The following is a 19,532-nucleotide window of genomic DNA, read 5'->3' as shown; positions in this document are numbered from 1 at the left end:
TATGTGGTTGGAAAGATGGTCAAGAAACGAAGCACCAAAGATAAAGATCTTACAGAAACAGAACAACAGCTTCTTCATGAGATGATAGAGACGTATCAAGGCTTAAAGATGATGTCACGCTTTATGAAGTGGATTGCCTTCATTGTCTTTATGTTTGTTATCGATTTTGCCCGTCTTATGGACGCACTCGATAATATCTTATCACACCTCAAAAAATGGATAACAAAAAGTTAGAATTAGAGACCCTTTGGACATCAGGATTTACTACTCCCCCCCCCGAAAAGAACTCTTGATTCGTAATTGCAATATATAGATGATGATGCTATTTGATAGCGCTACAGATTCTATATATCAGGTGGTTTAAAAGGTGGTTTTGTTATTTGATATTTTTATTAACTTATTGAAATAATATTATAAAAAATATTATAAAATGGTACCTCTCGACCGCACCATTTGGCAATTAATCTCTGTAATGAGAGGAAATTATGTAGAGAGGGGCTGTGCCATTATAAAGAAATCTTTCTTTTTGTGCTATTTGTTGGTGTATTCCCAATAATGTTTCATTAATTTTTCATTTTTTATTACTTTAATCTGTGCATTTGAAATGTTATATTTTTTATAGGGTGGGATGGTGTTGCAGTGAAAAGTATAGTGGTTTTAAGATATTTAACACTTCTTATTTGTATTTCTTTATTATCAGCATGTAGCGATTCGCGTGCTGTACTTTGGCATGGGGTGCATGCAACTCCTTCTATGATTGCAGTAGAAAGGGAAGTTGAAGGAAAACCAATTTCTCCAAAAGCCATTGTTCCAGTGTATGTTGCAACAAGTCGTATGATGCAAAATAATTACTCTCAACCTTATGGCATAGAGCGGTCAAATAAAGTGCATTATAATCGCGTTGATGTAGGAATCCCCCAGCAACATGTAAAGGGAGTTGTTGAAATAAATGCGTATAAACCTACGCATGATAAATATTTTGCAGCAGTAGCATTACAAAAATACGATAATAAAGAACAGTTTAAGCAGCAATTAAATGCTGCTTTAGCAAAAAAGCCAAAAGGAAAAAGAGAAATTTTTCTTTTTATCCATGGATATAATAATAATTTTGCAGATGGTACATTTCGTACGGCGCAGTTTACACACGATTATTCTTTAAATGTTGTCGCTGTGCATTATTCTTGGCCTTCTGCTGGATCAGTTCCTCTTTATATTTATGATCGTGACAGTGCTAATTTTGCCCGTGACGGATTAATAGAGCTTTTGACACTTATTAGTGAAACAAATGCTGATCAGATTTCGGTCATTGCACATTCTATGGGCAATTTTGTTATAATGGAGGCATTTAGAACTTTAGCCCTACAGGGAAAATATAAGCCTATTCATCGTATTACAAGTTTATTAATGGCTGCACCAGACATTGATGTTGATGTATTTGAGCGCCAACTTAATGATATAAAAAAACTCCCACAGCCAACAGCTATTTTAGTATCCAGAGCGGATAAAGCTCTTGCTGTTTCAGGGCGTCTTACGGGTGGACATCATCGTGTGGGTGATGGCTCAGATATTGAAATGTTGCGTAAAAATGGAATAGCTGTTCTTGATTTCTCTCATGTAGATGGAGGAGCCCATAATGTCTTTGCATCTTCGCCAACATTGATGGCTCTTTCTCGAGAAGGTTCTTTGGCTTCAACAATTATGCAAGGTACAGAATTGTCACCTAGTCAAGCTCTTCTTGCTGATGGTAGTAGTGTGTTGGAGAAAACAACACATCTTATCCTTTATACACCTGTACGTTTTCTCTCTCCACGAATTCCACGTTGATAGTGAAAAGAGAAAAAAGGTTTCATCGAATAATGCATTAGAATAATATTTTTTAGCACTTTCTTTAGAATGCCTTTGTAAAATAAAAATAAATAGCGGAATGAATGTAAAAAAACAGTCATTAGGTAAGTTTGTGATGAATGCACGAAAACGCTATGTCAATACCCCTACAGTTGTTGATTATTTATCTCATTCCGCAATTAAGTTGTTAGATATTCATACTATGCTTGTGAAGGTGAGAAAAGGTGATATGGGGGAAAAACCAAATTTATTGCGTCAAATTGATTCTACGAAACAACAATTAGATGAGATAAGCCATGCTCTTATTTTAGAATATCGTAAACGTCAAGAAAATGAACGCTTTTTAAAACAAATTCTGCTATCCATTTCCGATCAACTTTTTTCACTTAATAATGGTTTTAAGGAAACTGGGCGTCTTTTCTTTCAAGAAGTTAGAATACTTCAATCCCAGATGCAATGTTTACATGAGGGGAAGGAGAGGTTGCATTTATTGAATAGCCAAGAAGCTTTTTGTTCTCCATCAAAAATTGATGAAATCATTAAACAGTTACAAAAAGCGCGAGAAAAGCTTATTATTGAAAGCCCTCATCTCTTTGAGAAAAAAAACAAAAGCTAAACAATACAAGTTTTTTTAAGAAAAGAATTTGCAATAATAAACAAGTCGCGTGTATTTGATAATCACACTTTTTATTGAATTAAAGCTTTAAAAGACTTTGGTTGTATCTTTGGTAAAGTTAAGCAGGGAAGGCTTTATTAGCAAGAATCAGATTGTGTAAAGAAGCGCAAGGACATATTGATGTCTATATTTTTTTATGTTCCGATAAAAAATAAAGAAAAAATCTCAAATTAGAAATTCAAGGTTATCAGCATTACTTGTAATGTAATCTTCTCAGGATAAATATGCCATAAAAAAGTTGGAACAAAATATCAATTTTTTTGCATGAGCTTGTATAAAGTTAATGATATCTTCCTTAAAAACTGTAATGATATCCGTTTTTGAAGAGAAATCATGAATTATCGTATTAAGATTAACAAACGTGAGTACACCAATATATTTTTAATTTATATATCTTATTGTAGGGATTTAAATTTTACGATGATATTAAACGACTATGTAATAGATATTGTATATGCTTGATAATGTTTTTTGTATAGAGATAGTGTACAATATCTTCATACGTTTAAAATAATGACCAATAAAATATCTGTATCTTTAGCATTTTTATTTTCTATAGAGATTGGCAAAAAATCTGTTCCAGTAAGGATGGAAGATAAGATACATAGAACTGTATACTTTACATCAAGATATAGCTTCTCTCTTAAGAAAAGCAATCTATTTTTGTCGAAAAAACTTCACAATCAAGCCCTCTAATCTGTTGCAACATGAAACCGATGTTGCATTTATGAGACTTTTAAATGGTTTATCCCAAAAGAAACTAACAGACTTCAAGAAATATTAGAATCCATTTTCCGAGATCATGCTCTGTAGAAGCATGTTGCAAAATCTTATTCCCTCACTTTTATCTATACATCCCTCTATCTATGCATCCCTCATTCAAAGATATGCCAAAAACTTAATAGACATATAAAAGCATATGGTGGGCGATGAGAGACTCGAACTCCCGACATCCTCGGTGTAAACGAGGCGCTCTACCAGCTGAGCTAATCGCCCAATGCAATAATCAGCAACTGAATGAACTCTCTTTAAGGAAAATTTTTTCTAAACGCAAGAATAAAGATAGTATTTGATAATTTTTTTAAAAAATGCATAATCCTTCTTGACATAAACGAATGAACCCCTTACACGACCGCTTGTACCAAATAAATTAATTGGTTCAAAAAATGCGCGGGTGTAGCTCAGTTGGTTAGAGTGCTGGCCTGTCACGCCGGAGGTCGCGGGTTCGAGCCCCGTCACCCGCGCCATTTTCTATTTCCTCATAGGCTTTTCTTTTTAAAATGTCCTTGTGCTGTGGGTTAGGTGGTAGAGTATTTGATTTAGGGGGGGAGAGTAAGTATATTTTTTTCCTTTTTATATGATTTATAAGAATAGGACTTGCGTCTTTTTTCTCTCTGCGTTACCTATGCCAATGAGAAAAGTATCGCTCTGTATATCTTTGAAGACATATAAGCAGAGTCAATGGAGCGGTTATTAAGTTTGCCTGTTTGATTTCGCAATATTGAATAATTGTGTTAAGCTTAGGCATTTCGTTACGATGGAAGAGGGTTATGGCTTATTTATTGAGCTCTTATTTACCGGTCTTAATCTTTATTATTGTTTCAGCGGTTATTGCTGGAGCGTTGTTGATTATACCTTACATTGTAGCATATCGTTCCCCCGATCCTGAAAAGTTATCGGCTTATGAATGTGGGTTTAATTCATTTAGTGATGCTCGCATGAAGTTTGATATTCGTTTCTATTTGGTATCAATTTTATTTATTATTTTTGATCTTGAAGTTGCTTTTCTTTTTCCTTGGGCTGTTTCATTCAAATCGATAGGTGTGTTTGGCTTTTGGTCGATGATTGTATTTTTAGCGATTTTGACTATTGGATTCATATATGAATGGAAAAAAGGAGCTCTTGAATGGAATTAAGATCTAATCATTCAGCAATTACAGCTCCGAAACCAAAAGGAATCATTGATCCCAATACTGGTGAATTGATAGGATCTAACGATAAGTTTTTTCGTGATATTAATGCTGAATTATCAGATAAGGGTTTTTTAGTTACCTCGGCAGATGCTTTGATTACTTGGGCACGTACTGGTTCTTTAATGTGGATGAGTTTTGGTTTGGCTTGTTGTGCTGTCGAAATGATGCAATGTTCAATGCCTCATTATGATAATGAGCGTTTTGGATATGCACCACGAGCTTCTCCCCGTCAATCAGATGTGATGGTGGTGGCAGGTACTCTAACAAATAAGATGGCTCCTGCTTTAAGAAAAGTGTATGATCAGATGCCAGAGCCACGTTATGTGATTTCTATGGGATCATGTGCAAACGGCGGGGGATATTATCATTATTCCTATTCAGTGGTGCGTGGCTGTGATCGTATTGTGCCTGTCGATATTTATGTTCCAGGATGTCCACCGACAGCAGAGGCATTATTATACGGCATATTATTGTTACAGAAAAAAATCCGTCGTACCGGATCCATAGAGCGATAGAGAGTTTTTTTGTCATGATGAATGAATCATTGGTTGAACTTGCGGCTTATTTGGAAAATAAGTTAGGAAATAAGCTTGAAGAGACTGTTCTTGCTTTTGGTGAATTGACTATTATGGCACGTCTTGATGCAATTATCGATGTCTTAATGTTTGTTCGTGATGATTCTCGCTGTCAATTTATTAATCTTACAGACATTAGTGGTGTGGATTATCCTTCTCGCGATAAGCGCTTTGATGTTTCTTACCAATTATTATCCCCTCGTGAGAATTTACGCTTACGTGTAAAAGTTCGTACGGATGAAAATACTCCCGTTGCTTCAGCTTGTACGGTTTATCCTGGCGCAGAGTGGTATGAACGTGAAACGTATGATATGTATGGGATTTTATTTTCAGGACATCCGGATTTAAGACGGATTTTAACAGATTATGGTTTTGAAGGATATCCTTTACGTAAAGACTTTCCTGTGACAGGATTTGTTGAATGCCGTTATGATAATGAAGCAAAGAGAGTGATTTATGAACCTGTTGTTTTACGCCAAGAGATGCGTAATTTTGATTTTCTTTCTCCTTGGGAAGGAGGACAATATATTTTACCATGTGATGAAAAAGCAGAGGGTAAAAAATGATATTGGTTTTGATAAGGCGCTCTATTAGAATAACGCATTTTTTTAATAATTAATGTTTTTAATATTTGATATGAAGTTTTTAAAAAAGCAAGGGGTTGATTGTGGCTGAGGTCAATGTTCGAAACTTTAATATCAATTTTGGTCCGCAACATCCTGCAGCGCATGGCGTTTTGCGCATGGTTCTAGAGTTGGACGGTGAAGTTGTTGAGCGTGTAGATCCACATATTGGATTATTGCATCGCGGTACCGAAAAATTAATGGAAACAAAGACCTATCTTCAAGCGGGTCCTTATCTAGATCGTTTAGATTATGTTGCTCCTATGAATCAGGAACACGCTTTTGTTCTTGCTATTGAAAAATTATTGGATATTGAAGTTCCTAAAAGGGGGCAACTAATACGTGTTTTATTTTGTGAAATTGGGCGTATTCTTAACCATTTGCTTAATGTAACGACACAGGCAATGGATGTTGGTGCTTTGACGCCTCCGCTTTGGGGGTTTGAGCAACGTGAAAGATTGATGATTTTTTATGAGCGTGCCTGTGGCGCTCGTCTTCATGCAAATTATTTTCGCCCCGGTGGTGTGCATCAGGATTTACCAGAATCTTTAGTTGAGGATATTGGTAATTTTATTGATTCATTTCTTGTTTCTCTTGGTAAACTTGATGCGCTTGTGACACCAAATCGGATTTTCAAACAGCGTAATGTAGATATTGGTGTCGTAAGTATTGATGAAGCTTGGGCACGTGGTTTTTCTGGAGTTATGATCCGTGGAGCTGGTGTGCCATGGGATTTGCGTAAAAGTCAGCCTTATGAATGTTATGATGAAATGGAATTTGATATTCCTATAGGTAAAAATAGTGATTGTTATGATCGCTATCTTATTCGTATGGAAGAAATGCGTCAATCAGCTAAAATTATGCGTCAATGCGTAGAACGGTTACTGGGGACTGAAAAGAATGGACCAGTTTCGAGTTTGGATCGCAAAATTGTACCACCAAAGCGGAGCGAAATGAAAAGCTCAATGGAGGCGCTGATTCATCACTTTAAACTCTATACGGAAGGGTTTCACACGCCCCCTGGAGAAGTGTATGTTGCTGTAGAGGCTCCAAAGGGTGAGTTTGGTGTTTATCTTGTTTCTGATGGAACCAATAAGCCTTATCGTGTCAAGTTGCGTGCTCCTGGATTTGCTCATCTTCAAGCTATGGATTTTTTAACTCGAGGCCATATGTTGGCAGATGCTACAGCTATTTTGGGTTCGATTGATATTGTTTTTGGGGAGGTTGATCGCTAATGTCCGTACGCCGTCTTGCAGATGATATCTATCAGCCCGCAGAGTTTTCTTTTACAAAAGAAAATCAAGTATGGGTAAAAAATACTATAGAAAAATATCCTGTCGGGCGTGAGCAATCGGCTGTCATTCCGTTATTAATGCGTGCGCAAGAGCAAGATGGTTGGGTGACACGTGCTGCGATTGAACATATCGCTCAAATTCTTTCTATGGCGTATATCCGTGTCTTAGAAGTTGCTACTTTTTATACTCAGTTTCAGCTTAAGCCTGTTGGAACAAAAGCGCATATTCAAGTTTGTGGGACAACACCTTGTATGTTACGTGGTTCTGATGAATTGATTAGAGTTTGTCAGAAAAAAATTCATCATGAACCTTTTACAACCAACCAGGATGGAACATTGTCATGGGAAGAGGTGGAGTGTCTTGGTGCTTGTGTTAATGCTCCCATGGTTATGATTTTTAAAGATACTTACGAAGATCTTACAGCTGAACGCCTTGAAGAGATTATAGATGCATTTGAGGCAGGAAAGGGTCCTGAGATAGCTGTTGGTCCGCAAAATAGTCGTAAATCGTCGGAACCAATTAGTGGTCTAACATCTCTTCTTGATGATGAAAAAAAAAGCAAATCTCTCAAGGGATCAAAGAAAGAGGATAATAAAGGAATGGAATCTTAGTAAAATTCTTTTTTGAAAAGATATTCCATTATGTCACTCATTTATAATAACATTTGATTAAAAGTAAAAAGTTTCAAGATTTTTTTTAATTGCATTTGAGGAAAAGCTAAAAATGCTACGGGCAATAGAAAAAAAGGTGGGGTATGCTAGCTGATAAAGATCGTATCTTCACCAATATTTATGGTTTAAAAGACAAATCATTAAAAGCTGCGATGTCGCGTGGACATTGGAATGGTCTGAAGGAGATTATTGACAAAGGTCGTGATTGGATTATTGATGAGGTGAAGGCGTCGGGTTTACGCGGTCGTGGTGGTGCTGGTTTTCCTACCGGAATGAAATGGTCCTTTATGCCAAAGCAGAGTGATGGGCGTCCTCATTATTTGGTTGTCAATGCTGATGAATCAGAGCCTGGGACATGTAAAGACCGTGATATTTTACGGCATGATCCCCATACTTTGATTGAAGGATGTGCAATCGCTACTTTTGCTATGGGAGCCAATGTTGCTTTTATTTATATTCGTGGTGAATATATTCGTGAGCGTGAAGCGCTACAAGCTGCCGTTGATGAATGTTATGATGCAGGTTTGCTTGGCAAAAAAACAAAATATGGGCATGCTTGCGATATTATCATTCATCATGGAGCCGGTGCTTATATTTGTGGTGAAGAAACGGCCCTTCTTGAAAGTCTTGAGGGAAAAAAGGGACAACCTCGGCTTAAACCACCATTTCCTGCTAATATGGGGATTTATGGCTGTCCAACAACAGTCAACAATGTAGAGTCCATTGCCGTTGTTCCAACAATTTTGCGGCGGGGAGCTTCGTGGTTTTCATCAATTGGGCGGGCGAATAATGTTGGCACGAAATTATTTATGGTTTCAGGGCATGTTAACGCTCCTTGTACATTTGAAGACGCTCTTGGTGTTTCATTCCGTGAATTAATTGAAAAACATACGGGTGGTATTCGTGGTGGATGGAATAATCTTTTAGCAGTTATTCCAGGGGGGGCTTCTTGTCCAGTCGTCCGTGGTGAGGATATGATCGATGCGATTATGGATTTTGATGGGATGCGAGATGTCGGGTCTTCTTTTGGCACAGGGGGAATGATTGTTATGGATAAATCAACCGATATTATCAAAGCAATTTGGCGTATAGCTGTTTTTTTTAAGCACGAGAGTTGTGGTCAGTGTACACCGTGTCGTGAGGGGACGGGTTGGATGATGCGTCTTTTAGGACGTATGGTTGAGGGAAGAGCGCAAAAACGCGAGATTGATCTTTTATTTGAGGTTTCTCAACAAGTTGAAGGGCATACTATCTGTGCTCTTGGCGATGCTGCAGCGTGGCCTGTACAAGGGCTGATTCGTAATTTCCGTCCAGAAATTGAACGTAGAATTGATGAATATACGCGAAATGTCGTCCAAAGAAAAAATATTGCTTTGGAAGTCGTGGGATAGAAAATTTTTTAAAGAGCAACCGAATGCAAATTTTAAGTGGATTATCCGCAGGTTGGATGGGTGATGATAAATATCAAAGTTGATGGCAAAGAGATTGAAGTTCCTGATTACTACACGCTGCTTCAGGCTGCCGAGGCAGCTGGGGCAGAAATACCACGTTTTTGTTTTCATGAATCTTTGTCAATTGCTGGAAATTGTCGCATGTGTTTGGTTGAGGTTAAGGGTGGTCCTCCAAAACCTCAGGCTTCTTGTGCTATGGGGGTTCGTGATTTACGGTTAGGACCTAACGGTGAAGCGCCTGAGATTTTTACCAATACGGAGATGGTAAAAAAAGCACGTGAAGGTGTTATGGAATTTCTTCTCATTAATCATCCTTTGGATTGTCCAGTATGTGATCAAGGGGGAGAATGTGATCTTCAAGATCAAGCAATGCTTTATGGGCGAGATTGTTCTCGTTATACAGAAAATAAACGTGCTGTAGAAGATAAATATATTGGGCCTCTTGTCAAAACTGTTATGACACGGTGTATTCATTGTACACGGTGTGTTCGTTTTACAACGGAAGTAGCAGGTATTTCTGAGCTTGGTTTGATCGGTCGTGGTGAAGATGCTGAAATTACGACGTATCTTGAAAAAGCTATGACATCTGAATTACAGGGAAATGTTATTGATCTTTGTCCTGTAGGGGCTTTAACCTCAAAACCTTATGCATTTCATGCCCGTCCGTGGGAATTGGTCAAAACGGAATCGATCGATGTGATGGATGCGCTTGGCAGCGCTATCCGTATTGATAGCCGCGGTCGTGAAGTTATGCGGATTATGCCGCGCACGAATGAAGATGTAAATGAGGAATGGATCTCTGATAAAACGCGTTTTATTTGGGATGGATTACGGACTCAGCGGCTAGATAGGCCATATGTACGCAAAGATGGAAAGCTTCAACCTGTCAGTTGGACAGAAGCTTTTGCAAAAATTAAAATGGTGATCTCTAAAATTTTTCCAGAAAAAATTGGAGCCATTGCTGGAGATCTTGCTTCTGTTGAAGAAATGTACGCCCTTAAGGCATTATTGAGTTCGTTGGGCTCAACGCTCTTTGATTGTCGCCAAAGAGGGGTTGCTTTATCGCCTGAATTTGGGCGTTCGAGTTATATTTTTAATCCTACAATTGCAGGTATTGAACAGGCTGATGCTCTGCTTATTGTGGGATCTAATCCACGTCATGAAGCGGCTGTTTTAAATGCACGCATTTTAAAGCGCCAACGAATAGGAAATTTTCCTATTGCATTAATTGGAGAGAAAGTTGATTTACGTTATCCTTATTCTTACCTTGGATCTGGAAGTGATACATTAACGACACTTATTCGGGGAGAGGATGCTTTTTTAAATGTCTTAAGAGAAGCAAAGAGGCCTCTTATTCTTATTGGAGAGGGAGCGATTTCAGGAAATAAAGGTTTATCTGTTTTAAAAAACCTTGCTAAATTAGCGGATGATATTGGTGCTCTTAGTGAGACATGGAATGGATTTGGAGTTCTTCATAATGCAGCATCAACTGTTGGAGGGTTGGATATAGGCTTTACTTCTAAGCTTGGGGTTGCCAATATTCTAAAAACCTGTGAAGTTTTATTTCTACTTGGTGCTGATGAAGTAGAATTATCTGATACAAAAGCTTTTACAGTTTATATTGGTAGCCATGGTGACAATGGTGCGCATGCTGCTGATGTTATTTTGCCTGCATCTGCTTATACTGAAAAATCAGGGCTTTATGTAAATACAGAAGGGCGTGTTCAAATGACAAATCGGGCTGGTTTTGCTCCAGGTGAAGCAAAAGAAGATTGGGCTATTTTACGTGCTTTATCGGATGTTTTAGGACAAAGGCTTCCTTTTGATTCTCTTTCTCAATTAAGACAATGTTTGTTTAATGATTATCCACATCTTTGTGCCGTTGATGATATAGTGCCTTCTGATATAAGTAATCTTAAGGTGCTTGGTTCAAAAATGGTTTCTCTAGAGAGTCAAACATTTACTTCTATGATTAAAGACTTTTATTTGACAAATCCGATAGCACGTGCTTCTGCCGTTATGGCTGAATGTTCATCTCTTGCAAAAAACCGTGCTACGCAAACTGTAGAGTAAAGGCAAAGGAAAAGGAATAATGATGTATGATTTCTTTATGACTTGGCTGTTGCCATTACTTATTATCGTTGGAAAAACACTGCTTCTTTTAGTCGTTCTTTTGATCTTAGTTGCTTATCTTCTTTACGCAGATAGAAAAATTTGGGCAGCGGTACAATTGCGTCGTGGACCAAACGTTGTTGGCCCATGGGGTTTGTTACAGTCTTTTGCAGATCTAATTAAATTTGTTGTTAAGGAGCCTATTATCCCTGCAGGTGCAAATAAGGGTGTTTTTCTTTTAGCTCCTTTTGTTTCAGCGACACTTGCTTTATCAACTTGGGCTGTTATTCCTGTCAATGAGGGCTGGGAGGTTGCAAAGATTAATGTTGGCTTGCTTTATATTTTAGCCATTTCATCTCTTGAAGTTTATGGTGTTATTATGGGAGGATGGGCATCAAATTCAAAATATCCTTTCTTAGGAGCTCTTCGTTCGGCGGCACAAATGGTTTCTTATGAAGTTTCCATTGGTTTTGTGCTTGTGAGTGTCATTTTAATAAGTGGTTCGTTAGATCTCACAACAATTGTTCTTAAACAACGTCATGGTTTTGGTACAATTCTTGGTCTTCCTTTTAACAGTTTTCTCGATTGGAATTGGTTGGTCCTTTTTCCAATGTTTATTATATTTTTTATTTCTGCGCTTGCAGAGACAAACCGTCCTCCGTTCGATTTGGTGGAAGCAGAATCTGAACTTGTTGCTGGTCATATGGTTGAATATTCTTCAACGCCTTACATGCTCTTCTTTCTAGGTGAATATGTTGCGATTGTTTTAATGTGCGCATTAACAACCATTCTATTTCTGGGTGGTTGGTTGCCTCCTTTAGATGTTTGGTGGCTTAATTGGGTTCCTGGTATCATTTGGTTTGTTTTAAAAGTCTGTTTTGTATTTTTTTGGTTTGCTATGGTTAAAGCTTTTGTTCCACGTTATCGCTATGATCAGCTCATGCGGCTTGGTTGGAAGGTTTTTCTTCCTCTCTCACTAGCAATGGTTGTGATAACTGCTGCTTTTTTAAAATTTACGGATTTCGTTTAAGAGGAGATTTTACGATGTCAGGTTTCATTCAGGCGGCAAAGTCACTTCTTCTATTGGAATTCGTGAGTGCTTTTTTCTTAGCTATGCGTCAATTTTTTTCACCAAAGCCCACAATTAATTATCCTTATGAAAAAGGTTTTGTATCTCAGCGTTTTCGCGGTGAGCATGCATTGCGTCGCTATCCAAATGGTGAAGAACGGTGTATTGCTTGTAAATTATGTGAAGCAATTTGCCCTGCACAAGCGATTACAATTGAGGCAGGTCCGCGACGTAATGATGGTACACGGAGAACTGTCCGTTATGATATCGATATGGTTAAATGTATCTACTGCGGTTTTTGTCAAGAAGCGTGTCCGGTAGAAGCTATTGTTGAGGGACCAAATTTTGAATTTGCAACAGAAACACGTGAAGAACTCTATTATGATAAAGAAAAACTTTTAATGAATGGAGATCGTTGGGAACGAGAAATTTCTCGAAATATATTGATGGATGCGCCTTATCGTTAAGTGTATCATTAAATGAGGTGTCGGATAGTTTTCCGATAAATTGTAATCTGGTATGAAGTTTATACCAATTGTTTGAATAATTAAGGAGAAGCCTATGCTAACAGATCTAGCGGCGGCATTTTTCTATTTGTTTGCTTTTATTATGCTAACAAGTGCAGTTATTGTTATTACAGCACGCAATCCGGTGCATTCTGTTTTGTTTTTAATCCTCGCATTTTTTAATGCTGCGGCTTTATTTTTACTTGCAGGAGCAGAGTTTTTAGGGCTTATTCTGCTTGTTGTGTATGTTGGAGCTGTCGCTGTTTTATTTTTATTTGTCGTTATGATGCTTGATGTCGATTTTGCTGAATTAAAGAGTGGAACTCTTCGGTATGCTCCTATTGGAGCTCTTATTGGCGTTATTATCGCTGTAGAATTGATTGTTGTTTTTGTAAGTAGCTATTTTTCTCCAGTCTTGAGAGCGCATGTTACGCAACCAATGCCAGATTTAGCGCAGCGAACAAATACACAGGCATTAGGAGATATCCTCTATACGGATTATGTTTTCTATTTTCAAATTGCTGGAATAATTTTATTGGTTGCAATGATTGGTGCTATTGTTTTAACACTTCGTCATAAATTAGGAGTAAAGAGGCAATCTATTGCAGAGCAAGTTTCTAGAACGGTAGAAAGTGCCATTGAAATCAAGCAAGTTGAATCAGGAAAAGGTATTTAAGGGGGGCTATATAGATGTATATTGATATTACGCATTATCTCACAGTTTCTGCTTTGATGTTTACAATTGGTATTGCTGGAATTTTTCTCAACAGAAAAAACGTGATTATTATCTTGATGTCTATTGAGCTTATATTACTCTCAGTTAATCTTAATTTTGTTGCATTTTCAGCGTTTCTTCATGATCTCGTTGGGCAGATATTTGCTCTATTTGTCTTAACCGTAGCAGCTGCTGAAGCTGCCATTGGTTTAGCAATTCTTGTCGTTTTTTTCCGTAATCGTGGTTCCATTGCGGTTGAAGATGTTAATGTAATGAAAGGCTAACCAGTGATGTATTATACGATTGTCTTTCTTCCGCTTTTGGGTTTTCTCATTGCTGCACTAGGTGGGAAAACGATAGGAGATCGTGCGAGTGAATTGATAACATGTAGTTTTATGGTGATTGTTGCCATATTGTCGTGGGTGGCTTTTTTTAGTATTGCGCTTGGTCATACTCCAGTAATTGATGTATTGGTATTACATTGGATGACTGTTGGTGGCTTAAGCTTTAACTGGGCTTTACATATTGATACATTAACAGCAGTCATGCTTATTGTTGTAAACAGTGTTTCGGCATTAGTGCATATTTATTCAATTGGTTATATGCATCATGACCCCTCAAGATCCCGTTTTTTTTCTTATCTTTCTTTGTTTACATTTATGATGCTTATGTTGGTGACCTCCAATAATTTGATCCAAATGTTTTTTGGATGGGAAGGTGTAGGACTTGCTTCTTATCTGTTAATTGGTTTTTGGTTTCAACGCGATTCTGCTAATAAGGCTGCAATGAAAGCTTTTGTCGTCAATCGTGTTGGAGATTTTGGTTTTCTCTTAGGAATATTTAGTATTTTTGTTTTATTTCAATCGGTTGATTTTAGCTCTATTTTTGCAAAAGCTGCAAACAATAACTTTATACAAAATATGACATTTTTAGGTTGGCAGTTTGATGGACAAATGGCAATTACCATTACATGTCTTTTATTATTTATTGGTGCGATGGGAAAATCAGCACAATTTCTCCTACATACTTGGCTTCCTGATGCAATGGAGGGACCTACACCTGTATCAGCACTTATTCATGCAGCGACAATGGTAACAGCTGGTGTTTTTATGGTTGCGCGTATGTCGCCAATTTTTGAACTTTCTTCAACTGCTTTGACCGTGATTATTATTGTTGGAGCAACAACGGCATTTTTTGCAGCAACTGTGGGGTTAGTGCAGAATGATATTAAGCGTGTTATTGCTTATTCTACATGTTCTCAACTTGGTTATATGTTTGTTGCATTAGGTGTTGGAGCTTATGGAGCTGCTGTCTTTCATCTTTTTACGCATGCTTTTTTTAAAGCCTTATTGTTTCTTGGTGCGGGCTCTGTCATTCATGCTGTATCTGATGAACAAGATATGCGAAAAATGGGCGGGTTACGCAAACATATAAAGGTCACCTATTGGATGATGATGGTCGGGACCATTGCATTGACCGGTGTTGGCGTTCCTGGAACACTTTTTGGGACTGCGGGTTTTTTCTCAAAAGATGCTATTATAGAGTCTGCTTTTGCATCCCATAATATTGCTTCAGGATATGCTTTTTATCTTCTTGTTTTTGCAGCCTTATTAACAAGCTTTTATTCATGGCGGCTTATCTTTATGACGTTCCATGGAAAACCACGAGCAACTGTTGATGTTATGCATCATGTACATGAATCGCCCCCAGTGATGTTGATCCCCCTCTTTATTTTATCTATTGGAGCAATATTTGCTGGTGTTATTTTCCAACCTTATTTTTTTGGTGATTTATACGATACTTTTTGGAAGGGAGCATTGTTTACAAGCAGCCACAATCATATCCTTCATGATGCCCACCATGTTTTGAATTGGGTAAAATGGTCGCCCTTTGTAGCAATGATTCTTGGATTTATGTTGGCCTATTTATTTTACATTGTTGCTCCATCTCTTCCCAAAAAAATGGCTCGTATTATGCCGGGAGTGTATCACTTTCTTTACCAAAAATGGTATTTCGATCAATTATATAACTTTTTATTTGTCCGTCCTACCTTTAGAATTGGTTGTTTTCTTTGGAAAGTAGGAGACGGTAAAATTATTGATGGTCTAGGTCCGAATGGGATTGCAGCACGTGTTGTTGATATTACAAATAGAGTTGTTCGAATGCAGACAGGCTATCTTTATCACTATGCATTTGCGATGCTTATAGGCGTTGCATTGCTCATTACATGGATGATGATCGGGGGCGTAAACCAATGATTGATTGGCCTATTCTTTCTACGGTTACATTTTTGCCGCTTGTTGGTGTGCTTTTGATTTTGTTTATCAAAGATGATAGTGAAGCTGCGCGCAATAATATACGTAATGTTGCGTTTTTTACGACTATATTTGTTTTTATTATTTCTTTAATTATTTGGATAGGATTTGATTCTAGCAACCCAAACTTTCAAATGGTTGAAAAATTCAATTGGTTGGGGAGTGGTATTAGTTATCATATGGGGATTGATGGCATTTCTATTCTTTTTGTTGTTCTCTCAGCTTTTCTTTTGCCTTTCTGTATTTTAGCAAGTTGGGAGAATGTTAAAGAGAGATTAAAAGCTTATATGATTGCTTTTCTGCTTCTTGAAGTCGCGATTATTGGCGTCTTTTGTGCTCTTGACGCAATATTATTTTATGTTTTTTTTGAAGGCAGCCTCATTCCAATGTTTATCATTATAGGTGTGTGGGGTGGAGCACGTCGTGTTTATGCAAGTATCAAGTTTTTCTTATACACTTTACTCGGTTCAGTGCTTATGTTGGTTGCTCTTATGACTATGTACTGGGAAGCAGGAACACTTGATATACCGACTTTACTCAATTATCAGTTTCCTGCTCATATGCAAATATGGTTATGGCTTGCATTTTTTGCTTCTTTTGCTGTTAAAATGCCGATGTGGCCAGTTCATACATGGCTTCCTGATGCTCACGTAGAAGCACCTACAGCGGGTTCTGTTATTTTAGCTGGTGTCTTGCTCAAATTAGGTGGATATGGTTTTCTTCGTTTTTCTTTACCAATGTTTCCTATCGCTTCAGCAGATTTTGCACCTTTGGTTTTCACATTATCGCTTATCGCTATTATTTATACGTCTTTGGTTGCACTTGTTCAAAGTGACATAAAAAAGCTTATAGCTTATTCTTCGATAGCGCATATGGGATATGTGACCATGGGCATTTTTGCAGCGAATGAACAGGGGATACAAGGGGCTATTTATCAGATGCTATCCCATGGAATTGTTTCAGCAGCTTTATTTCTTTGTGTTGGCGTTATCTATGATCGCTTGCATACGCGTGAAATTGCAGCGTTTGGTGGTTTAGTAAATAACATGCCCAAATATGCTGTTGTTTTTTTGATCTTTACCATGGCGAATGTTGGTTTACCTGGAAGTTCAGGATTTTTAGGTGAATTTTTAACCTTAATAGGCGTTTTTCAAGTAAATAAATTGGTTGTTGTTTTTGCTACAACGGGTGTTATTTTATCGGCTGCCTATGCCCTTTATCTTTATCGGCGTGTGGTTTTTGGTTCTTTGGATAAAGAGAATTTAAAAGTCCTTATAGACCTCTCTTCAAGAGAAAAATTTATTCTTTATCCAATGGTTATTCTAACAATATTTTTTGGTGTCTATCCAACGCCTATTCTTAAAGCAACGGCGTTTTCCGTAGAAGCCCTCATCAATAAATTGCACTAGATAAGGGAAGAATGCATATGCAAAATGAAATGATAGCACAATTAGTCTTAATTCTTCCAGAGATTTCAATAGCATTAGGAGGAATAGTGTTGCTTTTGATTGGTGTTTATTCCAACACACGTTCCTCTTTAACTGTAACGGGGCTGGCCATTGCTCTTTTTGTTGCAACCATTGTTATGATTGTTGTTTTTCCGAAGACTGGCTTATTTCAAACCAATGCGCTCATTATTGACTCTTTTGGTCGTTATATGAAAATCTTAACGCTTATTGGCGCACTTTTTGCTCTCATTATGTCTGTTGGTTTTAACAGTTCTCAAAAGTTTGATGTATTTGAATTTCCTGTGCTTGTTCTTTTCGCAACTCTTGGCATGATGCTGATGATTTCAGCAGGCAATATGCTGTCACTTTATATGGGGTTGGAATTACAATCCTTAGCTTTATATGTCCTTGCTGCAATTAATCGTGATAATGTAAAATCTTCTGAAGCTGGTATAAAATATTTTGTTTTAGGGGCGTTATCTTCAGGATTGTTGCTTTATGGTATTTCTTTGCTTTATGGCTTTACTGGTCAAATTAGTTTTCACGAAATTGCCATTGCTTTGAAAGGTGAAAACTTACAATTAGGGGTTGTTTTTGCAATTGTTTTTATTTTAGCCGGTTTGGCATTCAAAATTTCTGCAGTTCCATTTCATATGTGGACTCCTGATGTTTATGAAGGAGCGCCCACACCTATTACAGCATTTTTTGCTGGTGCTCCTAAAATTGCCGCGATGGCACTCATTATTCGTCTTATGGTTATGACTTTTATTCCACTAAGTCATTCTGATGGCTCTATGCCTGCATGGCAACAAATTTTGGTGTTCATGGCTCTTACATCAATGATACTTGGTGCTTTTGCTGCAATTGGTCAGAGCAATATTAAACGTTTGATGGCTTATTCCTCCATTGGTCACATGGGGTATGCGCTAGTTGGTTTATCTGCTGGAGATATGCTTGGGATAAAAAGCGTTATTCTTTATATGACTATTTATCTTGGAATGACGATTGGTTCATTTGCCTTTATTCTTGGAATGCGCTCGAATAATGGAAATGTTGAGAATATTTATGATCTTTCAGGTCTCATAAAGACAAATCCGTTTATGGCTGTTGTGATGACAATACAACTGTTCTCGCTAGCAAGCATACCGCCTATGGCCGGTTTTTTTGGGAAATGGTATACATTTTCTGCTGCTGTCCATGCTGGACTTACTCCACTCGCTGTCGTTGGGATGATAGCGTCTGTTGTTGGGGCCTTTTACTATTTGCGAGTCATTAAAATTATGTGGTTTGATGATGCAAAAGCGCATTTTGTTGCTTTATCGAATGAGCTTCAATTTTGTCTTGGTCTTTCTGCTTTCTTTATTTTGTTTTACATGCTTTTTGGAATTTGGTTCACTGAGTTAGCAGAAAAAGCAGCAGCAGCATTGTTTTAATAAATATGGTTTATATTTTATCAGATTTTGCACAAAAACAGGGATACACTGTTGAATTGCACAGTACTGTCGATTCAACAAATCTCATTGCACAACGAAAAGCACAAGCTGGTCATCAAGGTTATCTTTGGATTGTTGCACAAGAACAATTACAGGGAAGAGCGAGAAGAGGGAGGACTTGGTCTAGTCCTAAAGGGAACCTTTATTCTAGTCTTTTGTTAATTGATGATATTGTGCATCAAACTGCTGCTCAACTTGGTTTTGTTGCTGGAGTAAGTGTGGCAGAGGCAATAAAACAATTTATAAAAGATGAAAAGCAAACAAACAATATTGTGAGCTTAAAATGGCCAAACGATATTTTGCTCAAAGGTGTGAAAAGCTCTGGAATTTTGCTCGAGATTTTAAAATTGTCATCACAACAATATGCATTGGTTATTGGTATTGGAATAAATGTGAAATATAATTATGAAAACGCACTCTATCCCACTTCAAGTTTAAAGAATATTGGTTTGCATATTGAAGCAGAACAGTTATTTACGGTTTTGACGGAGTGTTTTTCTAAAAACTATCTCCTTTGGAAACAATCAGGAGGACGCAATATAATTCGCGAAAAGTGGCTTTTATACTCTGCTCATCTTGGGCAGCATGTCAAAATAATCAATGATGAAAGAGTCATCGAGGGTATTTTTGATGGTCTTGATAGTGATTTTAACTGCATCATAAAACAAAATAATGGTCAAACAGCCATTATAACAGCTGGGGATGTTCATTTTGGTTCAGCTGCTTCTGCTCATGCAAATCGTATTAATTGATAAAGTTTTATTT

Annotated in this window: 18 protein-coding genes and 2 tRNA genes; 19 read left to right on the top strand and 1 reads right to left on the bottom strand. The window is 37.5% G+C overall.

Features of this window, described 5'->3' with window-relative positions; translation table 11 throughout:
• The first annotated feature begins 3 nt into the window (after positions 1-3).
• From ACFINC_RS04660 to ACFINC_RS04650, 3 genes are all read left to right on the top strand, one after another.
• Positions 4-234 (top strand): hypothetical protein, encoded by a 231-nt coding sequence (locus ACFINC_RS04660; protein ID WP_375616309.1) that lies wholly within the window; start codon positions 4-6, stop codon positions 232-234.
• Positions 235-639: 405 nt separating this feature from the next.
• Positions 640-1,824 carry an alpha/beta hydrolase gene (locus ACFINC_RS04655; protein WP_375608290.1) on the top strand — a complete coding sequence of 395 codons (1,185 nt, stop codon included), beginning with the start codon at positions 640-642 and terminating at the stop codon, positions 1,822-1,824.
• Positions 1,825-1,960: 136 nt separating this feature from the next.
• Complete coding sequence (locus tag ACFINC_RS04650) at positions 1,961-2,461, top strand: hypothetical protein (protein WP_375616308.1); 501 nt, start codon at positions 1,961-1,963, stop codon at positions 2,459-2,461.
• Between the two features lie 980 nt (positions 2,462-3,441).
• Here the strand turns inward: ACFINC_RS04650 and ACFINC_RS04645 are convergent.
• Positions 3,442-3,517, bottom strand: a tRNA-Val gene (locus tag ACFINC_RS04645).
• Positions 3,518-3,691: 174 nt separating this feature from the next.
• On the opposite strand from ACFINC_RS04645, the gene ACFINC_RS04640 reads away from it, so the two are divergent.
• From ACFINC_RS04640 to ACFINC_RS04565, 16 genes are all read left to right on the top strand, one after another.
• Positions 3,692-3,768: transfer RNA gene (locus tag ACFINC_RS04640), tRNA-Asp, on the top strand.
• Between the two features lie 303 nt (positions 3,769-4,071).
• The gene (locus ACFINC_RS04635) at positions 4,072-4,437 is read left to right on the top strand and encodes an NADH-quinone oxidoreductase subunit A (protein ID WP_375608288.1); all 366 of its coding nucleotides are present in this window, start codon (positions 4,072-4,074) and stop codon (positions 4,435-4,437) included.
• Positions 4,428-5,009, top strand: coding sequence for a NuoB/complex I 20 kDa subunit family protein (locus ACFINC_RS04630; protein WP_375616292.1), 582 nt, complete (start codon positions 4,428-4,430; stop codon positions 5,007-5,009). The genes ACFINC_RS04635 and ACFINC_RS04630 overlap by 10 nt, the downstream gene beginning before the upstream one ends.
• A 17-nt stretch (positions 5,010-5,026) precedes the next feature.
• On the top strand, positions 5,027-5,635 hold the full coding sequence (locus tag ACFINC_RS04625; protein ID WP_375616307.1) for an NADH-quinone oxidoreductase subunit C: 609 nt from the start codon (positions 5,027-5,029) through the stop codon (positions 5,633-5,635).
• Between the two features lie 101 nt (positions 5,636-5,736).
• Entirely contained in the window at positions 5,737-6,927 is a 1,191-nt protein-coding gene (locus ACFINC_RS04620; protein ID WP_375616291.1) for an NADH-quinone oxidoreductase subunit D, read from the top strand.
• Positions 6,927-7,598 carry an NADH-quinone oxidoreductase subunit NuoE gene (gene nuoE / locus ACFINC_RS04615; protein WP_375616290.1) on the top strand — a complete coding sequence of 224 codons (672 nt, stop codon included), beginning with the start codon at positions 6,927-6,929 and terminating at the stop codon, positions 7,596-7,598. The genes ACFINC_RS04620 and nuoE overlap by 1 nt, the downstream gene beginning before the upstream one ends.
• 143 nt (positions 7,599-7,741) lie before the next feature.
• Positions 7,742-9,049, top strand: a complete 1,308-nt coding sequence (gene nuoF / locus ACFINC_RS04610) for an NADH-quinone oxidoreductase subunit NuoF (protein ID WP_375616289.1) — start codon at positions 7,742-7,744, stop codon at positions 9,047-9,049.
• A gap of 63 nt (positions 9,050-9,112) precedes the next feature.
• Positions 9,113-11,182, top strand: a complete 2,070-nt coding sequence (gene nuoG / locus ACFINC_RS04605; protein ID WP_375616306.1) for an NADH-quinone oxidoreductase subunit NuoG — start codon at positions 9,113-9,115, stop codon at positions 11,180-11,182.
• 22 nt (positions 11,183-11,204) lie between these two features.
• Positions 11,205-12,251 (top strand): NADH-quinone oxidoreductase subunit NuoH, encoded by a 1,047-nt coding sequence (gene nuoH, locus ACFINC_RS04600; RefSeq protein WP_375616305.1) that lies wholly within the window; start codon positions 11,205-11,207, stop codon positions 12,249-12,251.
• 14 nt (positions 12,252-12,265) lie between these two features.
• A complete protein-coding gene (gene nuoI, locus ACFINC_RS04595; RefSeq protein WP_019223540.1) occupies positions 12,266-12,757 on the top strand; it encodes an NADH-quinone oxidoreductase subunit NuoI in 492 nt (163 codons plus the stop codon).
• Between the two features lie 94 nt (positions 12,758-12,851).
• Positions 12,852-13,472, top strand: coding sequence for an NADH-quinone oxidoreductase subunit J (locus ACFINC_RS04590; RefSeq protein WP_375608285.1), 621 nt, complete (start codon positions 12,852-12,854; stop codon positions 13,470-13,472).
• A 14-nt stretch (positions 13,473-13,486) separates the two neighbouring features.
• On the top strand, positions 13,487-13,795 hold the full coding sequence (gene nuoK, locus ACFINC_RS04585) for an NADH-quinone oxidoreductase subunit NuoK (protein ID WP_015856359.1): 309 nt from the start codon (positions 13,487-13,489) through the stop codon (positions 13,793-13,795).
• Positions 13,796-13,801: 6 nt separating this feature from the next.
• Positions 13,802-15,769 carry an NADH-quinone oxidoreductase subunit L gene (gene nuoL / locus ACFINC_RS04580; protein WP_375616304.1) on the top strand — a complete coding sequence of 656 codons (1,968 nt, stop codon included), beginning with the start codon at positions 13,802-13,804 and terminating at the stop codon, positions 15,767-15,769.
• A complete protein-coding gene (locus ACFINC_RS04575) occupies positions 15,766-17,235 on the top strand; it encodes an NADH-quinone oxidoreductase subunit M (RefSeq protein ID WP_375616303.1) in 1,470 nt (489 codons plus the stop codon). The genes nuoL and ACFINC_RS04575 overlap by 4 nt, the downstream gene beginning before the upstream one ends.
• 17 nt (positions 17,236-17,252) lie before the next feature.
• The gene (gene nuoN, locus ACFINC_RS04570) at positions 17,253-18,707 is read left to right on the top strand and encodes an NADH-quinone oxidoreductase subunit NuoN (RefSeq protein WP_375616288.1); all 1,455 of its coding nucleotides are present in this window, start codon (positions 17,253-17,255) and stop codon (positions 18,705-18,707) included.
• Complete coding sequence (locus ACFINC_RS04565; RefSeq protein ID WP_375616302.1) at positions 18,707-19,519, top strand: biotin--[acetyl-CoA-carboxylase] ligase; 813 nt, start codon at positions 18,707-18,709, stop codon at positions 19,517-19,519. The genes nuoN and ACFINC_RS04565 overlap by 1 nt, the downstream gene beginning before the upstream one ends.
• Positions 19,520-19,532: the final 13 nt, after the last annotated feature.

Origin of the sequence: Bartonella sp. AP58NXGY (assembly GCF_042195785.1) — a bacterium.
Classification (GTDB): Bacteria; Pseudomonadota; Alphaproteobacteria; order Rhizobiales; family Rhizobiaceae; genus Bartonella.
The sequence above is the reverse complement of the archived record's forward strand: the minus strand, read 5'-3'. Positions and strand labels throughout refer to the sequence as shown.

Bases quoted from the DNA above. Each gene is read 5' to 3' on its own strand.
- ACFINC_RS04650 (WP_375616308.1), top strand. From the start codon at position 1,961: ATGAATGCACGAAAACGCTATGTCAATACCCCTACAGTTGTTGATTAT.
- nuoG (WP_375616306.1), top strand. From the start codon at position 9,113: ATGATAAATATCAAAGTTGATGGCAAAGAGATTGAAGTTCCTGATTAC.
- nuoN (WP_375616288.1), top strand. From the start codon at position 17,253: ATGCAAAATGAAATGATAGCACAATTAGTCTTAATTCTTCCAGAGATT.
- nuoE (WP_375616290.1), top strand. From the start codon at position 6,927: ATGTCCGTACGCCGTCTTGCAGATGATATCTATCAGCCCGCAGAGTTT.
- ACFINC_RS04590 (WP_375608285.1), top strand. From the start codon at position 12,852: ATGCTAACAGATCTAGCGGCGGCATTTTTCTATTTGTTTGCTTTTATT.
- nuoL (WP_375616304.1), top strand. From the start codon at position 13,802: ATGTATTATACGATTGTCTTTCTTCCGCTTTTGGGTTTTCTCATTGCT.
- nuoK (WP_015856359.1), top strand. From the start codon at position 13,487: ATGTATATTGATATTACGCATTATCTCACAGTTTCTGCTTTGATGTTT.
- ACFINC_RS04635 (WP_375608288.1), top strand. From the start codon at position 4,072: ATGGCTTATTTATTGAGCTCTTATTTACCGGTCTTAATCTTTATTATT.
- ACFINC_RS04630 (WP_375616292.1), top strand. From the start codon at position 4,428: ATGGAATTAAGATCTAATCATTCAGCAATTACAGCTCCGAAACCAAAA.
- nuoF (WP_375616289.1), top strand. From the start codon at position 7,742: ATGCTAGCTGATAAAGATCGTATCTTCACCAATATTTATGGTTTAAAA.
- nuoH (WP_375616305.1), top strand. From the start codon at position 11,205: ATGTATGATTTCTTTATGACTTGGCTGTTGCCATTACTTATTATCGTT.
- ACFINC_RS04575 (WP_375616303.1), top strand. From the start codon at position 15,766: ATGATTGATTGGCCTATTCTTTCTACGGTTACATTTTTGCCGCTTGTT.
- ACFINC_RS04625 (WP_375616307.1), top strand. From the start codon at position 5,027: ATGAATGAATCATTGGTTGAACTTGCGGCTTATTTGGAAAATAAGTTA.
- nuoI (WP_019223540.1), top strand. From the start codon at position 12,266: ATGTCAGGTTTCATTCAGGCGGCAAAGTCACTTCTTCTATTGGAATTC.